General features: G+C 43.0%; 18 protein-coding genes, 1 tRNA gene and 1 pseudogene. 17 read left to right on the top strand and 3 right to left on the bottom strand.

Going from position 1 to position 23,162, the window contains the following annotated elements:
- From HYI04_RS15410 to HYI04_RS15355, 12 genes and pseudogenes are all read left to right on the top strand, one after another.
- Positions 1-126: pseudogene (locus HYI04_RS15410) on the top strand (elongation factor Tu); the annotation flags it as partial.
- Between the two features lie 48 nt (positions 127-174).
- A tRNA-Trp gene (locus HYI04_RS15405) sits at positions 175-250 on the top strand.
- Positions 251-326: 76 nt separating this feature from the next.
- The gene (gene secE / locus HYI04_RS15400) at positions 327-767 is read left to right on the top strand and encodes a preprotein translocase subunit SecE (protein WP_004692774.1); all 441 of its coding nucleotides are present in this window, start codon (positions 327-329) and stop codon (positions 765-767) included.
- A gap of 7 nt (positions 768-774) precedes the next feature.
- Positions 775-1,308, top strand: coding sequence for a transcription termination/antitermination protein NusG (nusG, locus tag HYI04_RS15395; protein WP_004692772.1), 534 nt, complete (start codon positions 775-777; stop codon positions 1,306-1,308).
- 118 nt (positions 1,309-1,426) lie between these two features.
- Positions 1,427-1,855, top strand: a complete 429-nt coding sequence (rplK, locus tag HYI04_RS15390) for a 50S ribosomal protein L11 (protein WP_004668262.1) — start codon at positions 1,427-1,429, stop codon at positions 1,853-1,855.
- A gap of 3 nt (positions 1,856-1,858) precedes the next feature.
- Positions 1,859-2,554 (top strand): 50S ribosomal protein L1, encoded by a 696-nt coding sequence (gene rplA, locus HYI04_RS15385; RefSeq protein ID WP_010325731.1) that lies wholly within the window; start codon positions 1,859-1,861, stop codon positions 2,552-2,554.
- Positions 2,555-2,855: 301 nt separating this feature from the next.
- Positions 2,856-3,362, top strand: coding sequence for a 50S ribosomal protein L10 (gene rplJ, locus HYI04_RS15380; RefSeq protein WP_010325732.1), 507 nt, complete (start codon positions 2,856-2,858; stop codon positions 3,360-3,362).
- Between the two features lie 48 nt (positions 3,363-3,410).
- On the top strand, positions 3,411-3,776 hold the full coding sequence (gene rplL, locus HYI04_RS15375; protein ID WP_004692767.1) for a 50S ribosomal protein L7/L12: 366 nt from the start codon (positions 3,411-3,413) through the stop codon (positions 3,774-3,776).
- 301 nt (positions 3,777-4,077) lie between these two features.
- Positions 4,078-8,166, top strand: coding sequence for a DNA-directed RNA polymerase subunit beta (rpoB, locus tag HYI04_RS15370; RefSeq protein WP_010325733.1), 4,089 nt, complete (start codon positions 4,078-4,080; stop codon positions 8,164-8,166).
- 154 nt (positions 8,167-8,320) lie between these two features.
- Positions 8,321-12,520, top strand: a complete 4,200-nt coding sequence (gene rpoC / locus HYI04_RS15365; RefSeq protein WP_078390313.1) for a DNA-directed RNA polymerase subunit beta' — start codon at positions 8,321-8,323, stop codon at positions 12,518-12,520.
- A gap of 167 nt (positions 12,521-12,687) precedes the next feature.
- Positions 12,688-13,227, top strand: coding sequence for a hypothetical protein (locus HYI04_RS15360; RefSeq protein WP_178896356.1), 540 nt, complete (start codon positions 12,688-12,690; stop codon positions 13,225-13,227).
- 148 nt (positions 13,228-13,375) lie between these two features.
- Entirely contained in the window at positions 13,376-13,732 is a 357-nt protein-coding gene (locus tag HYI04_RS15355; protein WP_178896355.1) for a DNA transfer protein p32, read from the top strand.
- A 50-nt stretch (positions 13,733-13,782) separates the two neighbouring features.
- Here HYI04_RS15355 and HYI04_RS15350 read toward each other — a convergent pair whose 3' ends face one another.
- Positions 13,783-14,268 (bottom strand): DUF4442 domain-containing protein, encoded by a 486-nt coding sequence (locus HYI04_RS15350; protein ID WP_004978660.1) that lies wholly within the window; start codon positions 14,266-14,268, stop codon positions 13,783-13,785.
- Positions 14,269-14,384: 116 nt separating this feature from the next.
- Here HYI04_RS15350 and HYI04_RS15345 point away from each other — a divergent pair, with 116 nt between their 5' ends.
- From HYI04_RS15345 to htpG, 5 genes are all read left to right on the top strand, one after another.
- Entirely contained in the window at positions 14,385-15,269 is an 885-nt protein-coding gene (locus tag HYI04_RS15345) for an alpha/beta fold hydrolase (protein WP_178896354.1), read from the top strand.
- A gap of 101 nt (positions 15,270-15,370) precedes the next feature.
- Positions 15,371-16,741 carry a Na+/H+ antiporter family protein gene (locus HYI04_RS15340; protein WP_058868765.1) on the top strand — a complete coding sequence of 457 codons (1,371 nt, stop codon included), beginning with the start codon at positions 15,371-15,373 and terminating at the stop codon, positions 16,739-16,741.
- Positions 16,742-17,056: 315 nt separating this feature from the next.
- Positions 17,057-17,644 carry an OmpW family protein gene (locus HYI04_RS15335; RefSeq protein WP_178896353.1) on the top strand — a complete coding sequence of 196 codons (588 nt, stop codon included), beginning with the start codon at positions 17,057-17,059 and terminating at the stop codon, positions 17,642-17,644.
- A gap of 160 nt (positions 17,645-17,804) precedes the next feature.
- Positions 17,805-18,149, top strand: a complete 345-nt coding sequence (locus HYI04_RS15330; protein WP_178896352.1) for a lysozyme inhibitor LprI family protein — start codon at positions 17,805-17,807, stop codon at positions 18,147-18,149.
- A 98-nt stretch (positions 18,150-18,247) separates the two neighbouring features.
- Complete coding sequence (htpG, locus tag HYI04_RS15325) at positions 18,248-20,167, top strand: molecular chaperone HtpG (protein WP_178896351.1); 1,920 nt, start codon at positions 18,248-18,250, stop codon at positions 20,165-20,167.
- Between the two features lie 181 nt (positions 20,168-20,348).
- Here htpG and HYI04_RS15320 read toward each other — a convergent pair whose 3' ends face one another.
- Complete coding sequence (locus tag HYI04_RS15320; protein ID WP_178896350.1) at positions 20,349-21,500, bottom strand: hypothetical protein; 1,152 nt, start codon at positions 21,498-21,500, stop codon at positions 20,349-20,351.
- A gap of 77 nt (positions 21,501-21,577) precedes the next feature.
- Positions 21,578-23,162, bottom strand: a 1,585-nt coding sequence (locus HYI04_RS15315) for a hypothetical protein (protein WP_256733019.1), incomplete at its 5' end; no start/stop codon positions are given.

Genomic DNA, 23,162 nt, shown 5'->3' with positions numbered 1-23,162 from the left:
GGTGACAACGTAGAAATGTCAGTAGAATTAATCCACCCAATCGCAATGGACCCAGGTCTACGTTTTGCGATCCGTGAAGGTGGCCGTACAGTTGGTGCTGGTGTAGTTGCTAAAGTAACTGCATAATTATAAAATAAAATTACAAATTGGGGTTTCGACTCCAATTTGTTTTGCAGGTCAGTAGTTCAATTGGTAGAGCGTCGGTCTCCAAAACCGAATGTTGGGGGTTCGAGTCCCTCCTGGCCTGCCAACTTTTTTATAAAAGACGCTTGATGTCGGCAAAACTGGTCATATAATAAGTCGCGAAACCTACGACGAGTACAAAAATGTCGAATGAAAAATTACGCGACGCACAAAGCGACGCGGCAATCCCTCAAAGAAATAATTCTGCTGAAGTAGTTAAATCTGGTTCTCCCCTAGACGTCGTCTTATGGATTATCGCATTGATTTTATTAATTGGTGCGACCATGGTGAATCAACACCTACCAGCGTATTGGGCACCAGCCAACGATATCTGGGTGCGCGTTGGGGTAATTTTGGCTTGTATCATCGTGGCATTCGGTTTATTATACGCCACCCATCAAGGCAAAGGCTTTGCTCGTTTGTTGAAAGACTCACGAATTGAGCTGCGTCGAGTGACTTGGCCAACGAAGCAAGAGACCATGACCACATCTTGGCAGGTGCTTGCGGTTGTAGTTGTTGCATCCATTTTATTATGGTGTTTTGACTACATTTTGGGCTGGTTAATGAAGTTTATTATCGGGTAAGAGAGCTATGAAACGTTGGTACATTATTCATGCCTATTCAGGTTATGAAAAACAAGTGATGCGTTCACTTAATGATCGAATCCAGCGTAGCGCTGTAGCCGATAGCTTTGGTGAAGTCCTTGTTCCTACCGAAGAAGTGGTAGAAATGAAGGATGGTAAGAAACGTAAATCTGAGCGTAAGTTCTTTCCAGGCTATGTATTGGTCGAAATGGAAATGAATGATGAAACTTGGCACATTGTTAAAGAATGTCCAAAAGTTTTAGGTTTTATTGGTGGTACGGCTGAGAAACCGGCGCCAATTACCCAACGTGAAGCAGATGCGATTCTTGCTCGTGTACGCAATACTGGTGAAGCACCACGTCCGAAGACGATGTTTGAACCAGGCGAAGAATTACTCGTAATTGACGGTCCATTCACAGACTTTAAAGGTGTGGTGGAAGAAGTTCTATACGAAAAGTCACGTTTAACGTTGACCATTAATGTATTTAATCGACCAACTCAGGTTGAGCTGGAATTTCGCCAAGTCGAAAAATCAGTTTAATTGGATGTGGTTGAAAAACGCCTGGCTTATTGATAAGTCAGGCATTGTTGTTGTAACGGTATCGTTACTTAGAAATTGGGGAGCCTTCATCGGCGTTTGTACCCAGAGGTAATTTGAAATGGCTAAGAAGATTGACGGCTATATCAAGCTGCAAGTTCCAGCTGGTAAAGCGAATCCATCTCCACCGATTGGTCCTGCATTGGGTCAACGTGGTGTTAACATCATGGCATTCTGTAAAGAATTCAATGCTGCGACACAAAAACTTGAAGTTGGTTTACCAATTCCAGTCGTGATCACTGTGTACAACGACAAGTCGTTCACATTCATCATGAAAACTCCTCCTGCATCTATTCTTCTTAAGAAAGCTGCTGGTATCCAAAAGGGTTCTGCTGTACCTAACAAAACTAAAGTTGGTAAGTTGACTCGTGCTCAATTGGAAGAAATCGCGACTACTAAAGAACCAGATTTAACTGGTGCTGATTTAGACGCACGTGTTCGTACCATCGCTGGTTCTGCACGTTCTATGGGCTTGGAAGTGGAGCTATAAGACATGGCAAAGTTAACTAAACGTCAAAAAGCCATTGCTGCTGCTATTGAAGCAAACAAAGTTTACACTTTAGAAGAAGCCGTAGCTGTTCTTGCTGGTCTTCCTGCTGCGAAATTCAAAGAATCTTTGGATGTTGCGGTAAACCTAGGTGTTGACCCTCGTAAATCTGACCAAGTTGTTCGTGGCGCGACTACACTTCCTGCAGGTACTGGTAAAACTGTACGTGTAGCTGTGTTTGCTCAAGGCGCTGCTGCTGAAGCTGCTAAAGCTGAAGGCGCGGACGTGGTTGGTTTTGATGACCTTGCTGAAAGCATCCAAGCGGGTAACCTTGACTTTGATGTAGTGATTGCTGCTCCTGATGCAATGCGCGTTGTGGGTAAGTTGGGTACGATTCTTGGTCCACGTGGCTTAATGCCAAACCCTAAAGTGGGTACTGTAACTCCTGACGTAGCTGGTGCAGTTAAAAATGCAAAAGCTGGTCAAGCACGTTACCGTGTAGACAAAGCGGGTATTATCCACGCTGCGATCGGTCAAGTAGATTTCTCTGCTGAAGCTGTTCGTCAAAACGTTGAAACTTTGATTGCAGACTTGAAAAAGTTAAAGCCTGCGACATCTAAAGGTGTATACATCAAAAAGATCACTTTGAGCTCAACTATGGGTCCAGGTCTTGTTGTTGATGTAAACAACGTTTCTAACTAAGTTTAACTTAGACAGAATTTTAAAGCCCTGAGTAATATTTGAAGCACTGCTTCAAATATTACGCAAGAGAAACCGGTTTCGGACTACTTGCAAACTTAGGCAAACTTTGAATTGGTAAATGTAGATTTATCAGCGTCAAAGACCTCAGGCGAGAGTAATTTCGATTACTTTCTTAATTTCCCAGCCTGAGTAGACGCGGTGGTGTGATTTGTTCATCCTCCGCGTGTAAGTTCAGTGATGAACTTGCGAATTGGGAGTGTACTTCGCGTAAGTACATAAATCACCGTTAGGAGGTTTTACAATGGCTCTTCTTATCGAAGGCAAAAAACAGATCGTTGCTGAAGTAACTGAAGTTGCTTCTACTGCGTTTGCTGCTGTTGTTGCTGACTACCAAGGTTTAACTGTTGAGCAATTAACTGCTCTTCGTGTTGAAGCTCGTAAGTTAGGTGTTGCTACACGTGTTGTACGTAATACTTTGGCTAAACGCGCTCTTCAAGATACTCCATTCAATATCTTGAACGACAACCTTGTTGGCCCAACAATTTTAGCTTTCTCAACTTCTGCAGATGATATGGGTGCTGCGGCACGCTTATTCGAAGAATTTGCGAAAACTAACAAAGCATTTGAACTTAAAGCTGCTGCATTTGAAGGCAAACTTTATCAAGGCGCAGAAGTTAGCGTTATCGCGAATCTTCCAAACCAAGAGAAAGCGCTTACTATGCTTGCAAACGTTCTTCAAGCTCCTATTTCGAAATTGGGTCGCTTACTTACAGCGCTTCAAGAGAAAAACGAGTCAGAAGCTGCATAAGCTCAAACTTAAACACACATCATTCAATACCCATTTGGAGTTACTCTCATGGCTTTAACAAACGAAGAAATCTTAAACGCAGTTGCTGAAAAAACTGTTCTTGAACTTGTTGAACTTATTTCTGCTTTCGAAGAAAAATTCAACGTATCTGCTGCTGCTGTAGCTGTAGCTGCAGGTCCTGCTGCTGCTGCTGCTGAAGAGCAATCAGAATTCAACGTTGAGTTGACTTCTTTCGGCGCGAACAAAGTAGCTGTGATTAAAGCAGTTCGTGAAATCACTGGTCTTGGCTTGAAAGAAGCTAAAGACATGGTTGAAGGCGCTCCTTCAGTTCTTAAAGAAGCAGTTTCTAAAGAAGAAGCTGAAGAACTTAAGAAAAAACTTGAAGAAACTGGTGCTACTATTACTATTAAGTAATGTTACCAGGGGGGGAATATTAATTTCACCCCAAAAATTGGCTGATGGCTCTTGGGTCATCAGCCTTTTTGCGTTACAATAATCGGCTCGATTTTTGTTTGCTTGGTGGAAAATCCATCAAATTAAAATAAAGAAAAGAATCAAACGCTTACCAATATTTTTCAAATTTAAAAATATTGGTAAGCGTTTCAATACCACTGAAAATTGCAGCATTTGTAAAAAGTGGTGGCCATATCGGCCTGCGTAATTCCTTCTGAGCCCGTTCTGCAGGCGGGCTCAGTTTACTTTCCGAGGACTCCAGATGGCATACTCATATACCGAAAAGAAACGGATCCGTAAGAATTTTGGTAAATTGCCTAGTGTTATGGATGCTCCGTACTTGCTCGCGATTCAAGTCGACTCGTACAGAACATTTTTACAAGATGGCAAATCACCAAAAAACCGCGAAGATATCGGTCTGCAAGCCGCGTTTCGTTCAGTTTTTCCTATAGAAAGTTATTCTGGCAATGCTGCTTTAGAATTTGTTGAGTATAGTCTTGGTAAGCCTGAGTTTGATGTACGCGAATGTATTCTTCGTGGCTCAACTTATGCAGCACCAATGCGCGTAAAAATTCGTTTGATCTTAAAAGATCGCGAAACTAAATCAATTAAAGACGTGCGCGAGCAAGAAGTGTACATGGGTGAAATGCCACTCATGACCGATAACGGTACATTCGTTATTAATGGTACTGAGCGTGTAATCGTATCTCAATTACACCGTTCACCAGGCGTGTTCTTTGACCACGATAAAGGCAAGACTCACTCTAGTGGTAAAGTGCTTTATTCTGCGCGTATTATTCCTTACCGTGGTTCATGGTTAGACTTCGAATTTGATGCAAAAGACCTTGTATTTGTGCGTATTGACCGTCGTCGTAAATTACTCGCGACTGTGGTTCTTCGTGCTTTGGGTTATAACAATGCGCAAATCTTAGACTTGTTCTATGAAAAAGTGCCTGTATACCTAGACATGGGTAGCTACCAGATTGACCTTGTTCCAGAACGCTTGCGTGGCGAAATGGCACAATTTGACATCGTAGATAATGATGGCAAAACCATTGTTGAGCAAGGCAAGCGTATCAACGCGCGTCATGTGCGTCAAATGGAAGCTGCTGGCCTAGAAAAACTTTCTGTGCCTGATGAGTACTTGTACGAGCGTATTACTGCAGAAGACATCCCACTTAAAGATGGTGATGTGATTGCAGCAAATACCTTGTTAAGCCATGAAGTGATGGTGAAATTGGCTGAAGGTGGTGTTAAACAATTTAACATTCTATTCACCAATGACATCGACCGTGGTTCATTCGTTGCAGATACTTTACGTGCAGACACCACGACAGGTCGTGAAGAAGCATTGGTAGAAATCTACAAAGTAATGCGTCCAGGCGAGCCACCAACGAAAGAAGCGGCTGAAAACTTATTCAATAACTTGTTCTTCTCTTCAGAACGTTATGACCTCTCTCCAGTCGGTCGTATGAAGTTCAACCGTCGTTTGGGTCGTCCTTACGAAGTGGGTACGGATCAGAAGTCTCGTGAAGTTGAAGGCATTTTGTCGAACGAAGATATCACTGATGTATTAAAAACATTGGTTGAAATCCGTAACGGTAAAGGTGAAGTCGATGATATCGACCACTTGGGTAACCGTCGTGTGCGTTCAGTAGGTGAAATGACTGAAAACCAATTCCGTGTTGGTCTAGTTCGTGTAGAACGTGCTGTTAAAGAACGTTTAAGCCAAGCTGAAACAGATAACTTGTCTCCGCAAGATTTGATCAATGCGAAACCAGTGGCTGCTGCAATCAAAGAATTCTTTGGTTCAAGCCAATTATCTCAGTTCATGGACCAAAACAACCCATTGTCTGAGATTACGCACAAACGTCGTGTATCGGCGCTTGGTCCTGGTGGTTTGACACGTGAACGTGCGGGCTTTGAGGTACGTGACGTACACCAAACTCACTATGGTCGTGTATGTCCAATCGAAACGCCTGAAGGTCCAAACATTGGTTTGATCAACTCGCTTTCTGTTTATGCGAAATGTAACAATTTCGGTTTCTTAGAAACTCCATACCGTAAAGTAGTTGATGGTCGTGTAACCGATGAAGTTGAGTATTTATCTGCAATTGAAGAAGTAGGTACTGTGATTGCACAGGCCGATTCTGGCGTAGATAAAGACGGTAACTTAACAGAAGAATTTGTTTCTGTACGTCACCAAGGTGATTTCGTACGTATGCCGCCTGAAAAAGTGACGCATATGGACGTTTCTGCACAGCAGGTAGTTTCTGTTGCTGCATCACTGATTCCATTCCTTGAACACGATGACGCCAACCGTGCATTGATGGGTTCAAACATGCAGCGTCAAGCTGTGCCTACATTGATTGCTGACAAACCGCTTGTAGGTACAGGCATGGAAGCAAATGTAGCGCATGACTCTGGTGTGTGTGTGATTGCGGGTCGTGGTGGTCGTATCGAATTCGTCGATGCTTCACGTGTCGTGATTCGTGTCAACGAAGACGAAATGGTTGCAGGCGAGGCAGGTGTAGATATCTATAACCTGATCAAATATACACGTTCGAACCAAAACACTTGTATTAACCAAAAAGTTCTTGTGAAACTTGGTGATAAAGTTGGTCGTGGTGATGTATTGGCTGACGGTCCATCAACAGATGGCGGTGAGCTTGCACTCGGTCAAAACATGCGCGTTGCGTTCATGACGTGGAATGGTTACAACTATGAAGACTCGATCTTACTTTCAGAGCGCGTACTTCAAGAAGACCGTTTAACCTCGATTCACATTCAAGAATTGTCGTGTGTTGCACGTGATACGAAATTGGGTGCTGAAGAGATTACAGCGGATATCCCGAATGTGGGTGAAGCTGCACTGTCTAAGCTTGATGAATCAGGTATCGTATATATCGGTGCTGAAGTGACTGCGGGCGATATCCTTGTAGGTAAAGTAACGCCTAAAGGTGAAACGCAGTTAACACCAGAAGAAAAATTGCTTCGTGCAATCTTCGGTGAAAAAGCAGCTGACGTAAAAGACTCATCTTTACGTGTTCCATCAGGTACCAAAGGTACAGTGATTGACGTTCAAGTGTTTACACGTGACGGTCTTGAAAAAGACGAACGTGCGCAAGCAATTGAAAAAGCTCAGCTAGATTCATACCGTAAAGACTTGAAAGAAGAATACAAAATCTTCGAAGAAGCAGCACGTGAACGTATTGTTCGTTTGTTGACAGGTCAAGAGTCTAACGGTGGTGGTACAACCAAGCGTGGAGATAAGCTTTCTGCAGACGTATTGTCTGGTTTAGAATTGGTTGATTTACTTGAAATCCAACCGACTGATGAAGCCATTGCAGAGCGTTTAACGCAAATTCAAGTGTTCTTGAAAGAGAAGAGCTTTGAAATTGATGAGAAGTTTGCAGAGAAAAAACGCAAACTTTCTACAGGTGATGAATTAACAACAGGTGTATTGAAAGTTGTTAAGGTTTACTTGGCTGTTAAACGTCGCATCCAACCGGGTGATAAGATGGCGGGTCGTCACGGTAACAAGGGTGTTGTTTCTAACATCTTACCTGTTGAAGACATGCCGCACGATGCTAATGGTGTTCCAGTCGACATCGTATTGAACCCACTGGGTGTACCGTCACGTATGAATGTGGGTCAGATTCTAGAGACTCACTTAGGTATGGCAGCGAAAGGTCTTGGCGAAGAAATCGACAAGATGTTAAAAGCACAACGTACTGTACTTGAGCTTCGTGGCTTCTTAGACAAAATTTATAACAAAGTTGGTGGCGAGCAAGAAGATCTTGATAGCTTAACTGATGATGAAATTTTGGTGCTTTCAGGTAACTTGCGTGCGGGTGTTCCACTTGCAACGCCAGTATTCGATGGTGCTGAAGAATCACAAATTAAAGACTTGTTAGAGCTTGCGAACATTTCACGTACTGGTCAAACAGTATTGTATGATGGTCGTACAGGTGAGCAGTTTGACCGTCCTGTAACTGTAGGTTACATGTACATGTTGAAACTGAACCACTTGGTAGACGACAAGATGCACGCGCGTTCTACTGGTTCTTACTCATTAGTAACTCAACAGCCGCTTGGTGGTAAAGCACAATTCGGTGGTCAGCGTTTCGGTGAGATGGAAGTCTGGGCGCTTGAAGCATATGGCGCAGCTTACACGCTTCAAGAAATGCTTACTGTTAAGTCGGATGACGTTGAAGGTCGTACCCGTATCTATAAGAACATTGTAGATGGTAACCATTATATGGACCCAGGTATGCCTGAATCGTTCAACGTATTGACCAAAGAGATCCGTTCTTTAGGTATCAACATTGAACTGAAAAATGGTGACTAAGAAATCTCCCCCAGCCCCTCTTTATTAAAGAGGGGAGCAAATCCCCCTTTACAAAGGGGGATTTAGGGGGATTAGATATTCCCAAATTTCAGTAAAAACAATATTTGTGACCCAGTTGTGTAGTGAAAGTCTCCACAACACACGGAGAAAAAAATTGAAAGACTTGCTCGATATCATGCGCAAAAAGACGGATTCAGACGGTCATGCTCCAGTTGAGTTTGATCGCATCCGTATTGGTCTTGCGTCACCAGAAATGATTAAGTCATGGTCTCATGGTGAAGTTAAAAAGCCTGAAACCATTAACTATCGTACGTTCAAACCAGAACGTGATGGTTTATTCTGTGCCAAAATTTTTGGCCCAGTCAAAGATTACGAATGCTTGTGTGGTAAATACAAGCGTATGAAATACAAAGGCGTCATTTGTGAAAAATGTGGCGTTGAAGTAACAACTGCGAAAGTTCGTCGTGAGCGTATGGGTCACATCGAGCTGGCGTCTCCAGTTGCACATATTTGGTTCTTAAAATCACTTCCGAGCCGTATCGGTCTATTATTAGACATGACTTTACGTGATATCGAACGCGTATTGTATTTCGAATCTTACGTAGTAACTGACCCAGGTATGACTCCATTTGAGAAATACCAACTTCTTAATGATGAAGAATACTTCAACGCTTTAGAAGAACACGGTGATGAATTCACTGCGAAAATGGGTGCAGAAGCTGTTCAAGACTTGTTAAAAGACATCGATCTTGAAAACGAAATTTCACGTTTACGTGAAGAAATTCCAAACACAACGTCTGAGACGAAGCTTAAAAAAGCGTCTAAGCGTTTGAAGTTGATGGAAGCGTTTAAAGAGTCGAACAACAAGCCAGAATGGATGGTGATGAATGTACTTCCAGTACTTCCACCAGATCTTCGTCCGTTAGTACCACTTGAAGGTGGTCGTTTCGCGACTTCTGATTTGAACGACCTTTACCGTCGTGTGATCAACCGTAACAACCGTTTAAAGCGTCTTCTTGACCTTGCAGCGCCAGACATTATCGTACGTAACGAAAAACGTATGTTACAAGAGTCTGTAGATGCATTGTTAGACAACGGTCGTCGTGGTCGTGCAATCACGGGTTCGAACAAGCGTCCATTGAAATCTTTGGCTGACATGATCAAAGGTAAGCAAGGTCGTTTCCGTCAAAACTTACTTGGTAAGCGTGTTGACTATTCGGGTCGTTCGGTAATTACTGTAGGTCCTACTTTACGTCTGCACCAATGTGGTCTTCCGAAGAAAATGGCACTTGAATTATTCAAGCCATTCATTTTCGCGAAACTACAAGCATCTGGCCAAGCAACAACCATTAAAGCTGCGAAGAAAATGGTTGAGCGCGAAACTCCAGAAGTTTGGGACGTTCTTGCTCACGTGATTCGTCAACACCCAGTGATGTTGAACCGTGCGCCTACACTTCACCGTTTGGGTCTTCAAGCATTTGAACCGATCCTGATTGAAGGTAAAGCGATCCGTCTTCACCCACTCGTTTGTGCTGCGTTTAACGCCGACTTCGACGGTGACCAAATGGCGGTACACGTACCATTAACACTTGAAGCGCAGTTAGAAGCGCGTGCGTTAATGATGTCGACCAACAACATTTTGTCTCCAGCGAACGGTGAGCCAATCATCGTACCGTCTCAGGACGTTGTCTTAGGCTTGTATTACATCACTCGTGATGCGATCAATGCCAAAGGTGAAGGCATGGTGTTTGCAGATACTCACGAAGTTAACCGTGCACTTGCAACAGGTCAGGTAAATTTACACGCTCGCGTAAAAGCACGTGTACACCAGACTGTGATTGATGAAAATGGTAACCGTGAACAGCAAACCATTGTTGTGGATACCACACCAGGTCGCTGCTTACTTTGGGAAGTTGTGCCAGAAGGTATGGATTTCCAACAAATCAACGTTGAGATGACCAAGAAAAATATCTCTAAATTGATTAACTCTTGCTACCGTAAATTAGGTCTTAAAGATACCGTGATCTTTGCGGACCAATTGATGTACTTAGGTTTCCGTCAAGCGACACGTTCAGGCGTATCGGTCGGTATGGAAGACATGGTGATTCCACCTGCGAAGTACTCAATTATTGAAAAAGCGGAAGTTGAAGTTCGTGAAATTGAGCAACAGTTCGAACAAGGTTTCGTAACTGCGGGCGAACGTTACAACAAAGTTGTCGATATTTGGGCACGTACCAACGACCAAGTAGCGAAAGCGATGATGGACAACTTGTCTTTTACCACTGTTAAAAACAAACAGGGTGAAGATGAGAAGCAAAAATCATTCAACTCGATCTATATGATGTCTGACTCAGGTGCCCGTGGTTCGGCAGCTCAGATTCGTCAGTTAGCGGGTATGCGTGGTTTGATGGCGAAACCAGATGGTTCGATCATTGAAACTCCAATTAAAGCGAACTTCCGTGAAGGTTTGACAGTACTTCAGTACTTCATTTCAACACACGGTGCGCGTAAAGGTTTGGCCGATACAGCACTGAAAACAGCAAACTCTGGTTACTTGACACGTCGTCTTGTAGACGTAGCGCAAGACTTGGTAATTACTGAGCCTGACTGTGGTACTTTGGGCGGTCTTGTAATGACTCCGTTCATTCAAGGCGGTGACGTGATCGAGAACTTAGGTACTCGAGTACTGGGCCGTGTTGTTGCTGAAGATGTGAAGAAAGCAGGTTCTGATGACATTATCCTGCCACGTAACACTTTGATTGATGAGAAACTTGCAAACTTCCTAGAAGAGCAAGGTGTCGATGAAGTTAAAGTACGTTCAGTGGTTGCGTGTGAATCTACATTCGGCGTATGTGCGAAATGTTATGGTCGTGACCTTGCACGTGGTCATCAGGTGAACCCTGGTGAGTCTGTGGGTGTTATGGCTGCACAATCGATTGGTGAGCCGGGTACACAGTTAACCATGCGTACCTTCCACGTAGGTGGTGCTGCAAGCCGAACGTCTGCTGCAAACAGCGTACAAGTACGTAACAAAGGTACTGTACGTTTCCACAATGTGAAAACAGTACAACATGCCAAAGGACACTTGGTATCGACTTCTCGTTCAGGCGAAATCGGTATTGCGGATGATTTAGGTCGTGAGCGTGAGCGTTATAAACTGCCATACGGTGCGTCTATCTTGTTGAAAGATGGCGAAGCTGTAGAAGCTGGCGGTATCGTAGCGACTTGGGATCCGCACACACACCCACTTGTAACAGAAGTTGCAGGTAAAGTACGTTTCAGCCAAATCGCTGATGGCGTAACTGTTACCTCTAAAACTGATGATGCAACGGGTATGACCACGATTGAAATCTTACCTGTGACTGCACGTCCTGCGTCTGGTAAAGATTTACGTCCTGCGGTTGTTCTTGATACGACTGATGGTGGTGAGCAGTTCTACTTCCTACCACAAAACACGATTCTTTCTGTCCGTGATGGCGAAACAATTGGTGTGGGTGACGTTATTGGTCGTGTACCACAAGAAACTTCACGTACGCGTGACATTACCGGTGGTCTACCGCGTGTAGCTGACTTGTTCGAAGCACGTAAACCGAAAGAGCATGCGATTCTTGCTGAAATTTCAGGTGTTGTAAGCTTTGGTAAAGAGACTAAAGGTAAGAACCGTTTAGTGATTACTCCAGATGATGGTTCTGAGATTTACGAAGAACTGATTCCAAAATGGCGTACCATGAACGTGTTCGAAGGCGAACATGTGAACCGTGGTGAGACTGTTTCTGATGGTCCACAAAACCCACATGACATCCTACGCTTGAAAGGCGAAGTTGCGCTGACCAACTATATCGTGAACGAAGTTCAAGACGTATACCGTCTGCAAGGTGTAAAAATCAACGATAAGCACATTGAAGTGATCGTACGTCAAATGTTGCGTAAAGTTGATATCACTGATGGCGGTGATACAAGCTTCATCAAAGGTGAGCAAGTGGATTACATCCGCGTGATGCAAGAGAACCAAGCTGTTCTTGCGCAAAACAAGTTCCCTGCGAAGTTTGAACGTCAATTGATGGGTATTACCAAAGCGTCGCTTTCTACTGACTCGTTCATCTCTGCTGCATCGTTCCAGGAAACCACTCGTGTGTTGACTGAAGCGGCTGTAACAGGTAAAGAAGATGATTTACGTGGCTTGAAAGAGAACGTAGTTGTAGGTCGTTTGATTCCTGCAGGTACCGGTCTTGCGTATCACTTAGAGCGTCGTCGTCAAGAAGCTGAAGCTGCAGAGCATGAGCTTGTAAATGACTTCTCTGATGTGGATCAAGCATTAAGCCAAGCATTTAGCGATGAGTTTAACGGTCTATAATTAGCCCTTTAAATGCATGAAAAAGCCACCTTCGGGTGGCTTTTTTTGTCCTTTTGTTACAGAAGTGGATTTAAGCTTTTATAAATTTCACATTTTTCCTATAGTAAAAATATAAGTACACAAATCTCCTTACTTCATTAACGATTAAAAAATAGAGGTGGTTCTACATGAAATTGACATCAAAACTATTGGGCTTAAGCATCTTCGCATTTGTGAGCCAAACGATGGCAGCGCCGATGCCGAATACCATCACCTTAGAGGATAAGGCGGTTGTACCAATTGTCAAAACACAGATTATTCGTAGTGTTGCAGGTCAAGACCCTGTACGGACGACCGAAGCGACTATTTTTGAAGTGAAAAATGGCGGTAAAGATATTGTGGCGCGTGAAGTGGTTCTCGAAGAAAATGCCAGCCAATTTTCAGATAAAAAAATGTCTGCACCGATTGTGCAAAAAGGTAGCGTGATTGTTCCGACATCCAAAGTTGAAGTGAAATCGACCTTGAGTCAAGGTGGTGTTGTCCTTGCAGAAGGTAAGCAAGTTGATGCACAAGGGGTTGAGTTTAAGAAAGGGCAGGAACCTGTACGTAAGGAGCTGAAACTGGATCAAGTGAAAGACCCGAACAGTCAAGAAAGTGTGACGCGTGCGGTGCTCCAAGAAAATGGCACCACCACCAAAGATGTGGTTGTGGTGAAAGAGCTTGAATAATCTTGAGTTGAATGCGGATGAGGCCCTCTAAGGAGGGCTTCTTGCTTACAAATTTTCAGCAATAGCAGCTGTAACCGTAACATTTCACGGGTTTTAAGTTCATACTGATCTTTTATGCTGTAAGAAATAGCCAATAAGGACAAATCTCATGAAAAAGTATATGAGTATTATTGCAGTGGTATCTCTTTCGACGATGCTGTTGGCAGGTTGTGAGAATATGAGTGCTTCGGAGCAACGTATTGGTACAGCGGCTTTAGGTGGTGCAGTGGGTGGCGCTGCTGGGAATAGTCTCGGTGGTGGTGTAGGTGCAGCCATTGGTGGAGGTGCTGGTGCTGCTGTGGGCAGCAAAGCTCAAGGTGGCTCAAACCGTAGTGCAACCTACAGTGGTGTTGGTGGTGCGATTGGTTCAGCCGTGGGTAAAAGCGTGTTTGGTGGTAATACCGGCGCAGCCATTGGTGGTGCCATCGGCGGTGGCGCAGGCGCAGCAATTGAAGAACGTAAATAATGTCTTAAGTTCAAATTTCCAAAAAAAAGCACTTCATGGAAGTGCTTTTTTTATAGCTGTGCCGGTTTAGGTTTTTTACGACGGATATATAAAGTCTTTTCCACTTCTGCAATTCGAATGCCAGCTTCATCATAAATATTTAAGGTATAAATACGATGTACGGGGGCATAGTTGTCGGCCAGTTGTTTCACGGTCGCGATTTCTTGGGCATCAAGATGAAAGTCTGCATAGACTGTACTGCGACCTGGGCTGAGAAATTGGATAGAGGCTGCTTTGTCCCAAACAATATATTTATTGCCTAAGTGGTGCATCAGCAGGGTCATATAAAAAGGGTCGACCATTGCATATAAACTCCCGCCAAAATGTACGCCGACAATATTTCGATTTTGTCGAGTGAGGGGCATTTTGACACGAATATGGTAGTGTTTAAGGTCAAACTTTTCAATTTGAATCCCTGCACCTTTAAAGGGGGCAAAATGATTGAGAAAGTATTTCGCGACAATCGGCTGTGTCACAAGTTTTTTTAAAATGCTCATTTCGCTCAATGGTATCTGATGAAATTCTATCCATACTAGAGAAGATGAGATCAATTGGCATTGATCGTTTTGCCAGCAAAGTATAAAAAACAGTCAATAACAATAAGGAGCTGAATATGGAGCAGCAAAGTTACTGGGTACAAACCACAGACCAACAAAGACTTTATGTGAAAACATGGGGCAATGCGAACAATCCTGCACTGGTCTTGGTGCATGGCTATCCAGATAATCAAGAGGTCTGGGAGCCTGTGATTGGGCATCTGGTGCAAGATTATTATATTGTGACCTATGACGTTCGCGGTGCAGGGATGTCGAGTGTGCCGCGTCGTACATGGGCCTATGCCTTGCCTCAGCTATCGCTAGATTTGGAAAGTGTGGTGAATAGTGTGATCCCACAGCGTAGCTTTCATCTGGTTGCGCATGACTGGGGGTCGATTCAGTCATGGGAGTCCGCGACTGAGCCAAAATTTAGAGAGCGTATGCTGTCATTTACCACCATTTCAGGCCCATGTTTAGACCATGCCGCATTTTGGATGCGTGAACAGTTCGTACAACATAAGCCTCAATTTTTTAAGCAGTTAACGAAGTCTTGGTATATTGCAGCCTTTCAGTTGCCTTTTTTAGCACCAACCGTATGGCAGTTTTTTAGTCCTGAGCATTGGGGCAAAGTTTTATCGCATTTAGAAGGACGCTCAGACTTACCGCTGAATCATCACATTGCTGCCGATGGTAAACACGGGGTTGCGCTCTACCGCGCTAACTTTATTCCACGTCTGACCAAACCACGAGAACGCTTTGCAATTTGTCCCGTACAAGCGATTGTGTTGGAGCAAGATCAGTTTGTGAGTCCAGCGTTAATCGATGAAATGCCGAAGTGGGTCGAGGATTTTCAACGGGTGAATGTGAATGCCAACCATTGGGCAATCTTGAGCCAGCCTGAGGTAATTGTTCAAGAAATCAAAAGGTTTGTTCAAAACCGGCGTTGTGTTGAAGCCAGCTGAAATGATCTGTGAAAGAGAAAGGTGCTAGCGACCTGTAAGGGCAGAATTTTTTGGTTATTTTCTGATAAAATGCGCCTTTCTTCCAAGTCACTCTTTTCACTATGTTCGCAATTCTTGCCGCTATTGGGGTCATGTTTGGACTTTCATTAGCTCGTGTGCCTGTAGTATTTGCATTAATTATTGGTGCTGTCACAGGTGGTTTATTGGCTGGTTTAGGGCTACACGGTACCCTCGAAGCATTTAATAATGGGCTTGGGGGCGGCGCAAAAATTGCGTTGGCTTACGGGGTTTTAGGTGCATTTGCTTTGGCTTTGGCACGCTCAGGTTTACCTGACTTGTTGGCCTATAAGCTTATTAAAACATTGAAAGGTTCGAGCAATGAAAAGGCACAAAATCGGGTTAAATATCTGATTTTTATAACCGTCGCGTTAGCAGCCATTTGTTCACAAAACGTCATTCCTGTGCATATTGCGTTTATTCCAGTCCTGATTCCTCCTTTATTAAGTGTGTTTAACCATCTTCAGTTAGATCGTCGACTAATTGCTTGTGTTCTAACCTTTGGCTTGGTTGCCACTTATATGTTGGTACCATTTGGATTTGGTGCGATTTTCCTAAATGACATTTTAGGTCAAAACATTAATACTTTTGGGCAACCCTACGGTTTTAAAATCAATTATGCCGATATCCCTTCAGCAATGGCCATTCCTGTTTCTGGTATGTTTGTCGGTTTATTGGTTGCTGTATTCTTTAGTTACCGTAAGAAACGTGTATACGAAGAAGTACATGTGGAACCAGTGCAGCAAAGTATTTCTTCTGAACTTGATATCACGGGTGAGAAGTCTAAGCCCGAAATTTCAAAGTTTACGTTATCTATGGCTCTCATTGCAGTAGTTGCTACGCTTTGGGTACAAATTGCATCAGATTCCATGATTTTAGCTGGTCTGGTTGGTGTTGCGATTTTGAGCTGTGCGGGCATTTTTAAATGGAAAGAAGCAGATGATGTGATTATTAGCGGTATGCGAATGATGGCATTAGTTGGTTTCATTATGATTGCAGCACAAGGTTTTGCATCTGTTATTTCTGCGACCAATCAAGTGCCAGCATTGGTAGAAGCATCAGTGCAATGGATTGGTTCTAGCCAAGGACTCGCTGCATTTTGGATGCTATTGATTGGCTTACTGATTACTTTAGGAATCGGTTCTTCGTTCTCTACCATTCCAATTTTAGCAATTATTTATGTGCCTTTGTGTATCCAGTTTGGTTTCAGTCCAGCGGCAACCATTGCGATTATTGGTACGGCTGCGGCACTCGGTGATGCGGGTTCTCCGGCTTCTGACTCCACTTTGGGACCGACTTCGGGTTTGAATATGGATGGTCAGCATGATCACATGAAAGACAGTGTGATCCCGACTTTTATTCACTTTAATATTCCACTCATGATTTTTGGTTGGATTGCGGCCATGGTTTTGTAATTTACCCTCCAATTATTATAAAAAGGCGATTTTAAATCGCCTTTTTTATTATTTATTCAGATTAAAACAATCGGGTTTATAATGTTAATTCGGATTAAAAAGGTTGGAATTAAAATATATTTATTTTGATTTTTCGTTATTAATTTAAAACCAACTAAAATGGTATATTTAATATTTAAATTAATTTAAAACAATAACTTAAAAATGGTATTTAAAATACATTATTATTATAATTGCATATTAATTACACTCTTGTTTATGATGAATTAATGTTAATTTTTATATTAATTATTTTACAAACAGAGGTTGTTTGAAATGTTGAAGCAAATTGCTCTAATTACATTAATGGGTTTTTCTGCATCTGCTGCAATGGCAGGTCAATGGCAAATCAAAGTCGGTGGATCTGCAGTTGCACCAACGCAAGATACAACAGTTGCTGCATTGGGGAATGCAAAAGTTGAAGCAGATAGCGAACTCGCGTTTACGCCATCGGTTGAATATTTCTTTAATGACAATATTTCTGCCGAGTTACTGCTAGCAACGCCAATTAGCCACGATGTACTCATTAATGGTGCAGAAGCAGTAAAAATTAAACATTTACCGCCTACCTTAACGGCAAAGTATAACTTTAAAAACTCAACAGGTTTCACGCCTTATATTGGTGTCGGTGCAACAGCATTTATTGCATGGGATGAAGAAGGTGTGAAAAGCATAAAAGAAGATTTCGGTTATGCTGCGCAAATTGGTTTTAACTTCCAACCTGCTGATGCAAAAAACTGGGGTGTGTTTGCCGATGTCCGTTATGCAGATTTGAACCCAGAAGTAAATGTAGATGGCACAACGAAGTTTAAATTAGATATCGATCCAGTGATTTATACCCTCGGTTATAGCTACAAATTTTAATAATCAAAAGTAGCTTTTTAAGAACCTCATCGATGATGGGGTTTTTTTATGCAAAGACTAAAGTTGAATAGTGGTCAACGTTGAAATAAATCACGATGATTCAGTATTAAAAGAAAATCATCTATAGAATGGATAGAAACAGAATAAGAGAGTTATAAAAATGAAAGCTATGCTCGGGATTGGTTTAGTGTGTAGTTTGGCTTGGAGCATGCATGCTCAAGCAGCAAGTTTTAATTGTGATAAAGCGAAAACGACGACGGAGCACGCGATTTGTGAGCACCGGAAAATCAATGACGCCGATGTGAAAATGGCCACCACCTATAGCATTTTAAAACGTCTTGTTCCGATGGGGACACGTGGCATGATTCAGGATGAGCAAGTGAAGTGGTTGAGCCTCCGTGACCGCTGTGGTGCTTCACAAAGTTGCCTTATGGATGTGTATAAAATGCGCCAACAGCAGTTAGAACTACAGCTAGATCGTATTTACCGTCAGGGCCCATTTTAAAAAAAGCAAAAAAACTTGCGATTGCTATTGAAAAACGTATCGCTCACTCCAATTCATTAAGCATTCTCTATAAGACTTAATACATTAAGGAGCGATTGATGAGCGAGCAAAACGCACATAAACATAGTTTCCAAGCTGAAGTGGCTCAGCTATTACATTTAGTGACGCATTCACTGTATTCGAATCCTGACATTTTCCTACGTGAATTGATCTCAAATGCATCCGATGCCTGCGATAAATTGCGTTTTGAAGGCATTAATCATCCTGAATATTATGAAAATGACCCAGACCTACATGTGCGCGTCAGCTTTGATGAAGCTAATCAAACACTGACCATTTCAGATAATGGGATTGGTTTAACTGAACAAGAAGCGATTGACCACTTAGGTACGATTGCTAAGTCTGGAACCAAGGACTTTATGTCTAAGCTCACAGGTGACCAAAAATCAGATGCACAACTGATTGGTCAGTTTGGTGTCGGTTTCTACTCGGGCTTTATTGTGGCTGACAAAATTACCGTAGAATCACGCCGTGCAGGTATGGGTGCTGATCAGGCGGTACGTTGGGTCAGTGCGGGCACGGGTGAGTTCGAAGTCGAGCAGATCCACAAAGACAGCCGTGGTACCGATATTATTTTACATTTGCGTGAAGATGCGTTGGACTATTTACAGTCGCATAAAGTGAAGCAAATTATCAATAAATACTCGGATCACATTAGCCTGCCGATTGAGATGCAAAAAGAGGTTTGGCAGCAAGAAGAAGCGGTTGAAGGTGAAGAGCCAAAACCGGGTCAGTATGTGAAAACGGGTGAGTGGGAAGCGATTAACTCAGCCAGCGCGCTGTGGACACGTAATAAAAATGAAGTGACTGAAGAGCAGTACATCGAGTTTTATAAGAATCTCAGCCATGACTTTGAAGCCCCACTGGCATGGGCGCATAACCGCGTTGAAGGTAGTACCGAATATACGCAGTTGTTGTATGTACCGAGTAAAGCTGCTGCGAATATCTTTACCCGTGAAGCCAAAGCAGGGATTAAGCTCTATGTAAAACGGGTCTTCATTATGGATGACGCGGATAACTTGATTCCAAACTATTTACGCTTTGTCCAAGGGGTGGTCGATAGTGCCGATTTGCCACTGAACGTTAGTCGTGAGTTGTTACAAGAAAGCCGTGATGTGAAAACTATTCGTGAAGGGAATGCACGCCGTGTATTGACCATGCTGGATGCTTTAGCTAAATCGGAAGATGAAAAAGATCAAGAGAAGTTCACAACCTTCTACCGTGAATTTGGTTCAGTATTGAAAGAAGGTTTGGGCGAAGACTTGGGTAACCGTGAGCGTATTTTAAAACTTTTACGCTTCCCAACTTCAAACAATGATGCGGTGAGCACTTCTTTGCAGGACTATAAAGCGCGTATGCCTGAGGGGCAAAAAGCGATTTACTATGTGACTGCAGACAGTCTAAATGCTGCGAAGAACTCGCCACAACTTGAGCTGTTTAAGAAAAAAGGAATTGAAGTCTTACTCATGGCAGACCGTGTCGATGAATGGGCAATGGAATTTGTACATGAGTTTGATGGCACACCAATGCAAAACGTGGCCAAAGGTGCAGTCGACTTAGGTGATTTACAAGATGCCGAAGAGAAGAAGGCACTTGAGGCAGCTGCAGAGCAGTTTAAACCTGTGGTTGAAAAACTGTCTGACTCATTGAAAGCCAAGACCAAAGAAGTACGGGTGACCACACGTTTGGTCGATTCACCTGCATGCTTGGTGACAGGTGAGGGAGAGCTTTCACCACAATTGATTCGTATGCTGCAACAAGCGGGTCAGGCTGTACCTGAAAGCAAGCCAATTTTGGAAATTAACCCAGAGCATCCATTGGTGAGAAAATTAGAAAATTCGGCACAGTTTGATGACTTGGCCAATGTAATTTTTGACCAAGCGGTGATTGCTGAAGGTGGCTTACCTGATGATCCTGCCGAATATATCAAACGGATTAACAGCTTATTGCTTCAATAAACCATGATATTTTTAAAAAAAGCCTATCTCTAAGATAGGCTTTTTTTATGTTAATGAGTTGGATCAAGCGCCTTAATATCTGTTGAACGCATCAATTAAATCGGTGGAAAAGAACCTGATGGGGATATCTGTGGATAAGTGAGAACTTATCCACAGTTCAGTTTAAATATCCACCATATCATTAAAATAAAGCCTCAAAACGCACCAAGGCACTGACGTAATGGCTGCGGTCTTCACGGTGATCGTTAAAATAATTTAAGTCACCTTGGATATAAAACCACTCCCTTAAGAACGGTTGACGCCATGAGACAAAAGGTCCCCAACGGTTCAAACGCAGGTCGTCGTTGTTGTAGAAACCGCCAGTGTAAATGCCGTAGTTAAAACGATTGCCATGAAAGAATTGGTGTTGTCTAAAGCTATAGTTATCCCAGAGTAGATCATCATCTTGATCGTCTGCATAGGTCAGACTGAACTGATTGGATAAAAAGGCTTGATTGGGGCGTGCATGCGTCAGCTCTAGGTTAGTACGTAAATAATTTTCACTGTCGATACCATAACGGTAAATCTGTTCAGCATAAGCACGAAAATCATTGTCGAGTTTCCATTCTTTCGATAACTCGATCCGCGCATAGATATCATCCCCTGAACGTACACCCAAGTCGAAATCGGTTTCAAAAGGCAGGCGATCTGACAGTTGTGACCATCTTAAAGCCAGTGAGCTATTGGCATCACGGGTTTGGCGGCGGTCAAATGTTTTATCGTTATTCGCACTGGGTGGGTTTTCATTGGTAATCGCAACATTGTTTTGTAGTTCATTATCTAATGAGTCATCCCCAAATACGACACTGAGTTTATGTTCTAAAGTTGGAAGTTTAACCCGCCCCCTAATCCGCGGTTTTACATCGTATTCATCATGTTTATTCCAGCGGTTATCGACCAAGACCCGTAAGGTGGCTGTGGCCGGTTTTTTAGGATCAGTTTCACCAAACCAATTGTCCATTTTAGTGGCTGTTCGGTCTGCCCAGTTTCGAACTTCTTTTTGCTGACGGTCGATCCACGTGCGTTCTTCAGTGAGGTCAGTCGTGGGCACAATCAGCTCGTCCGACTCTTCAGGTAAGACGGTGGGAAGTGAGTCGATCCACTGTGGAATTTGGTATAAAAGTCCACTACCTTTGGGGGGCGATGCGATTTTGTCAATTTCAGCCACGTCGTGAGGTGGCACAAAATGTTGTGTGCTGTTGGTATTGCTTTCCGCCCAAGCCACGTTGACGTATGTACCTAAACTTAGGCAGAAAAATAAAGAGATGGATCCCACATGTTGAGTTCTTAGCATGCTTTCGTACTTTATTGTTCTTCGATGTTTTAGTGTTGTAAATTTCACATAAGAACACAAGTAGAAAATACAAAACTCTACAACTCGCTGCCCAGTTGTTTTTGAATAGAATCAAATAATTGAAACACAGTGATAGGTTCAGGCAAAGTAGAAATCGTATTTTGAATCAGTTGCCAACTGATGCCGTGCTGTCGGTCTAAGACCAAGCACGGATAGGCGATCTCGGTACGTGAGAGTTTAACCCGCTTTTGACCATGAATCACTCGAATTTTTTGTCGTTCTTTTAACACTAAAATGGGCGTATTTGCATCCGCGGAGCTTTCTTCAAAATGAATGAATTTACGGCTATTGAGGAGATCGGCCAGAATAAATGGGTGATAGTCTTCAATGTGCCATACCAATTTGGCCTGTTGGGTATACAGCTTAAAAATCGAAAACACATCATGCATGTGAGTCTGTAGCTGATCCCATTCAATTTCGCGAATGGCTGCGAGTTGATGCTGACAACTCTGGGCAAATTGTTGGCTCAGGCGAATGGCTTCTGTAGGACTGTCAGCACCAAATAGAGCCAAATACTTAATAAACCTTCCGTGCTGATGGGTCTGTTCTGCCAAATAGATGGGATAGTCCAAGCAGTGATCGAGTTGGTCGCTGTGGATCAGAAACTCGATATTTTGATTGATCTCAATGTGCCCTGAAATGTCGATGCCATACAGCTTAGGGTCTAAATTTGGTTGATGCAGCGTGTGTAATTGCGCTTGATATTGTCCTAGATTGATGTTTGTGGGCAGTATGGGTTGTGCAGCAGTAGCTGATGTTTCTGAATTTTCTGTATGACTATCCTGCACGACAGGGCATGGTGCTGTCACCTCGCTTTCAAGTGGATCTTGCTGTTGAGATTCAGATGAAATATCTACATCTTGTGGTTCAGCTAAGATTGCCTGCCTTTGGATAAAGTCCTGAATGGCAAGCGTTGAAATAGACGTACTTGGCTTGAGTTCAAATCGAATGGGTGCAACGGTCTCGATTATAGACTCTTCCTGAGGTTGAGATGGCTCATCACTTAAAAGAGGCAGATGACTGAGAAGTGAATGATTTTCTGCTAATACTTCAGACTGAAGCTCTAAAGCTGTTTGTACGATATCGACCTGATTTTCAGGTTCCTTATCTTGTTTGATACTTAGCTCAATAGCATTGATTGAGACGATATCTTCTACAGCGTCTTGTTTAAAAGACCTGAGTTTGGATTCTTCAATTTGAGTTGCATTTAGGTTGCTGTCGAATGTAGGTTGTATTTCCGTATTGAAATGAAGCGCTGCTTTAGCCTTAGATAAAAGCAGACTAGACTCAGGACTGACTTTGGGGAAGGAGGGCTCAGACTCTTGGGTTCGTACAGTCGATGTATCATCTGTAGCAATGCTTAAAAGCTCAATACCCGTGAAAACAAAAGCATCGGTAACTACATTGTCCTGTGCATGCCCTATGTCAGTTTTTTCCTCGAATGTAGTTGTAACGGGCGGGATAAACTGGTCTCGTGCAACTTCTGCAACTTCTGCAACTTCTGCAACTTCTGCAACTTCTGCAACTTCTGCAACTTCTGCAACTTCTGCAACTTCTGCAACTTCTGCAACTTCTGCAACTTCTGCAACTTCTGCAACTTCT

Origin of the sequence: Acinetobacter sp. SwsAc2 (assembly GCF_013391465.1) — a bacterium.
GTDB classification, from domain to species: Bacteria; Pseudomonadota; Gammaproteobacteria; order Pseudomonadales; family Moraxellaceae; genus Acinetobacter; species Acinetobacter johnsonii.
This window is presented reverse-complemented; position numbering and strand designations above follow the sequence as displayed.

Excerpts from the sequence above, each read along its gene's own strand:
- secE (WP_004692774.1), top strand. The coding sequence starts at position 327 with ATGTCGAATGAAAAATTACGCGACGCACAAAGCGACGCGGCAATCCCT.
- nusG (WP_004692772.1), top strand. The coding sequence starts at position 775 with ATGAAACGTTGGTACATTATTCATGCCTATTCAGGTTATGAAAAACAA.
- rplK (WP_004668262.1), top strand. The coding sequence starts at position 1,427 with ATGGCTAAGAAGATTGACGGCTATATCAAGCTGCAAGTTCCAGCTGGT.
- rplA (WP_010325731.1), top strand. The coding sequence starts at position 1,859 with ATGGCAAAGTTAACTAAACGTCAAAAAGCCATTGCTGCTGCTATTGAA.
- rplJ (WP_010325732.1), top strand. The coding sequence starts at position 2,856 with ATGGCTCTTCTTATCGAAGGCAAAAAACAGATCGTTGCTGAAGTAACT.
- rplL (WP_004692767.1), top strand. The coding sequence starts at position 3,411 with ATGGCTTTAACAAACGAAGAAATCTTAAACGCAGTTGCTGAAAAAACT.
- rpoB (WP_010325733.1), top strand. The coding sequence starts at position 4,078 with ATGGCATACTCATATACCGAAAAGAAACGGATCCGTAAGAATTTTGGT.
- HYI04_RS15360 (WP_178896356.1), top strand. The coding sequence starts at position 12,688 with ATGAAATTGACATCAAAACTATTGGGCTTAAGCATCTTCGCATTTGTG.
- HYI04_RS15355 (WP_178896355.1), top strand. The coding sequence starts at position 13,376 with ATGAAAAAGTATATGAGTATTATTGCAGTGGTATCTCTTTCGACGATG.
- HYI04_RS15350 (WP_004978660.1), bottom strand. The coding sequence starts at position 14,268 with ATGAGCATTTTAAAAAAACTTGTGACACAGCCGATTGTCGCGAAATAC.
- HYI04_RS15345 (WP_178896354.1), top strand. The coding sequence starts at position 14,385 with ATGGAGCAGCAAAGTTACTGGGTACAAACCACAGACCAACAAAGACTT.
- HYI04_RS15340 (WP_058868765.1), top strand. The coding sequence starts at position 15,371 with ATGTTCGCAATTCTTGCCGCTATTGGGGTCATGTTTGGACTTTCATTA.
- HYI04_RS15335 (WP_178896353.1), top strand. The coding sequence starts at position 17,057 with ATGTTGAAGCAAATTGCTCTAATTACATTAATGGGTTTTTCTGCATCT.
- HYI04_RS15330 (WP_178896352.1), top strand. The coding sequence starts at position 17,805 with ATGAAAGCTATGCTCGGGATTGGTTTAGTGTGTAGTTTGGCTTGGAGC.
- htpG (WP_178896351.1), top strand. The coding sequence starts at position 18,248 with ATGAGCGAGCAAAACGCACATAAACATAGTTTCCAAGCTGAAGTGGCT.
- HYI04_RS15320 (WP_178896350.1), bottom strand. The coding sequence starts at position 21,500 with ATGCTAAGAACTCAACATGTGGGATCCATCTCTTTATTTTTCTGCCTA.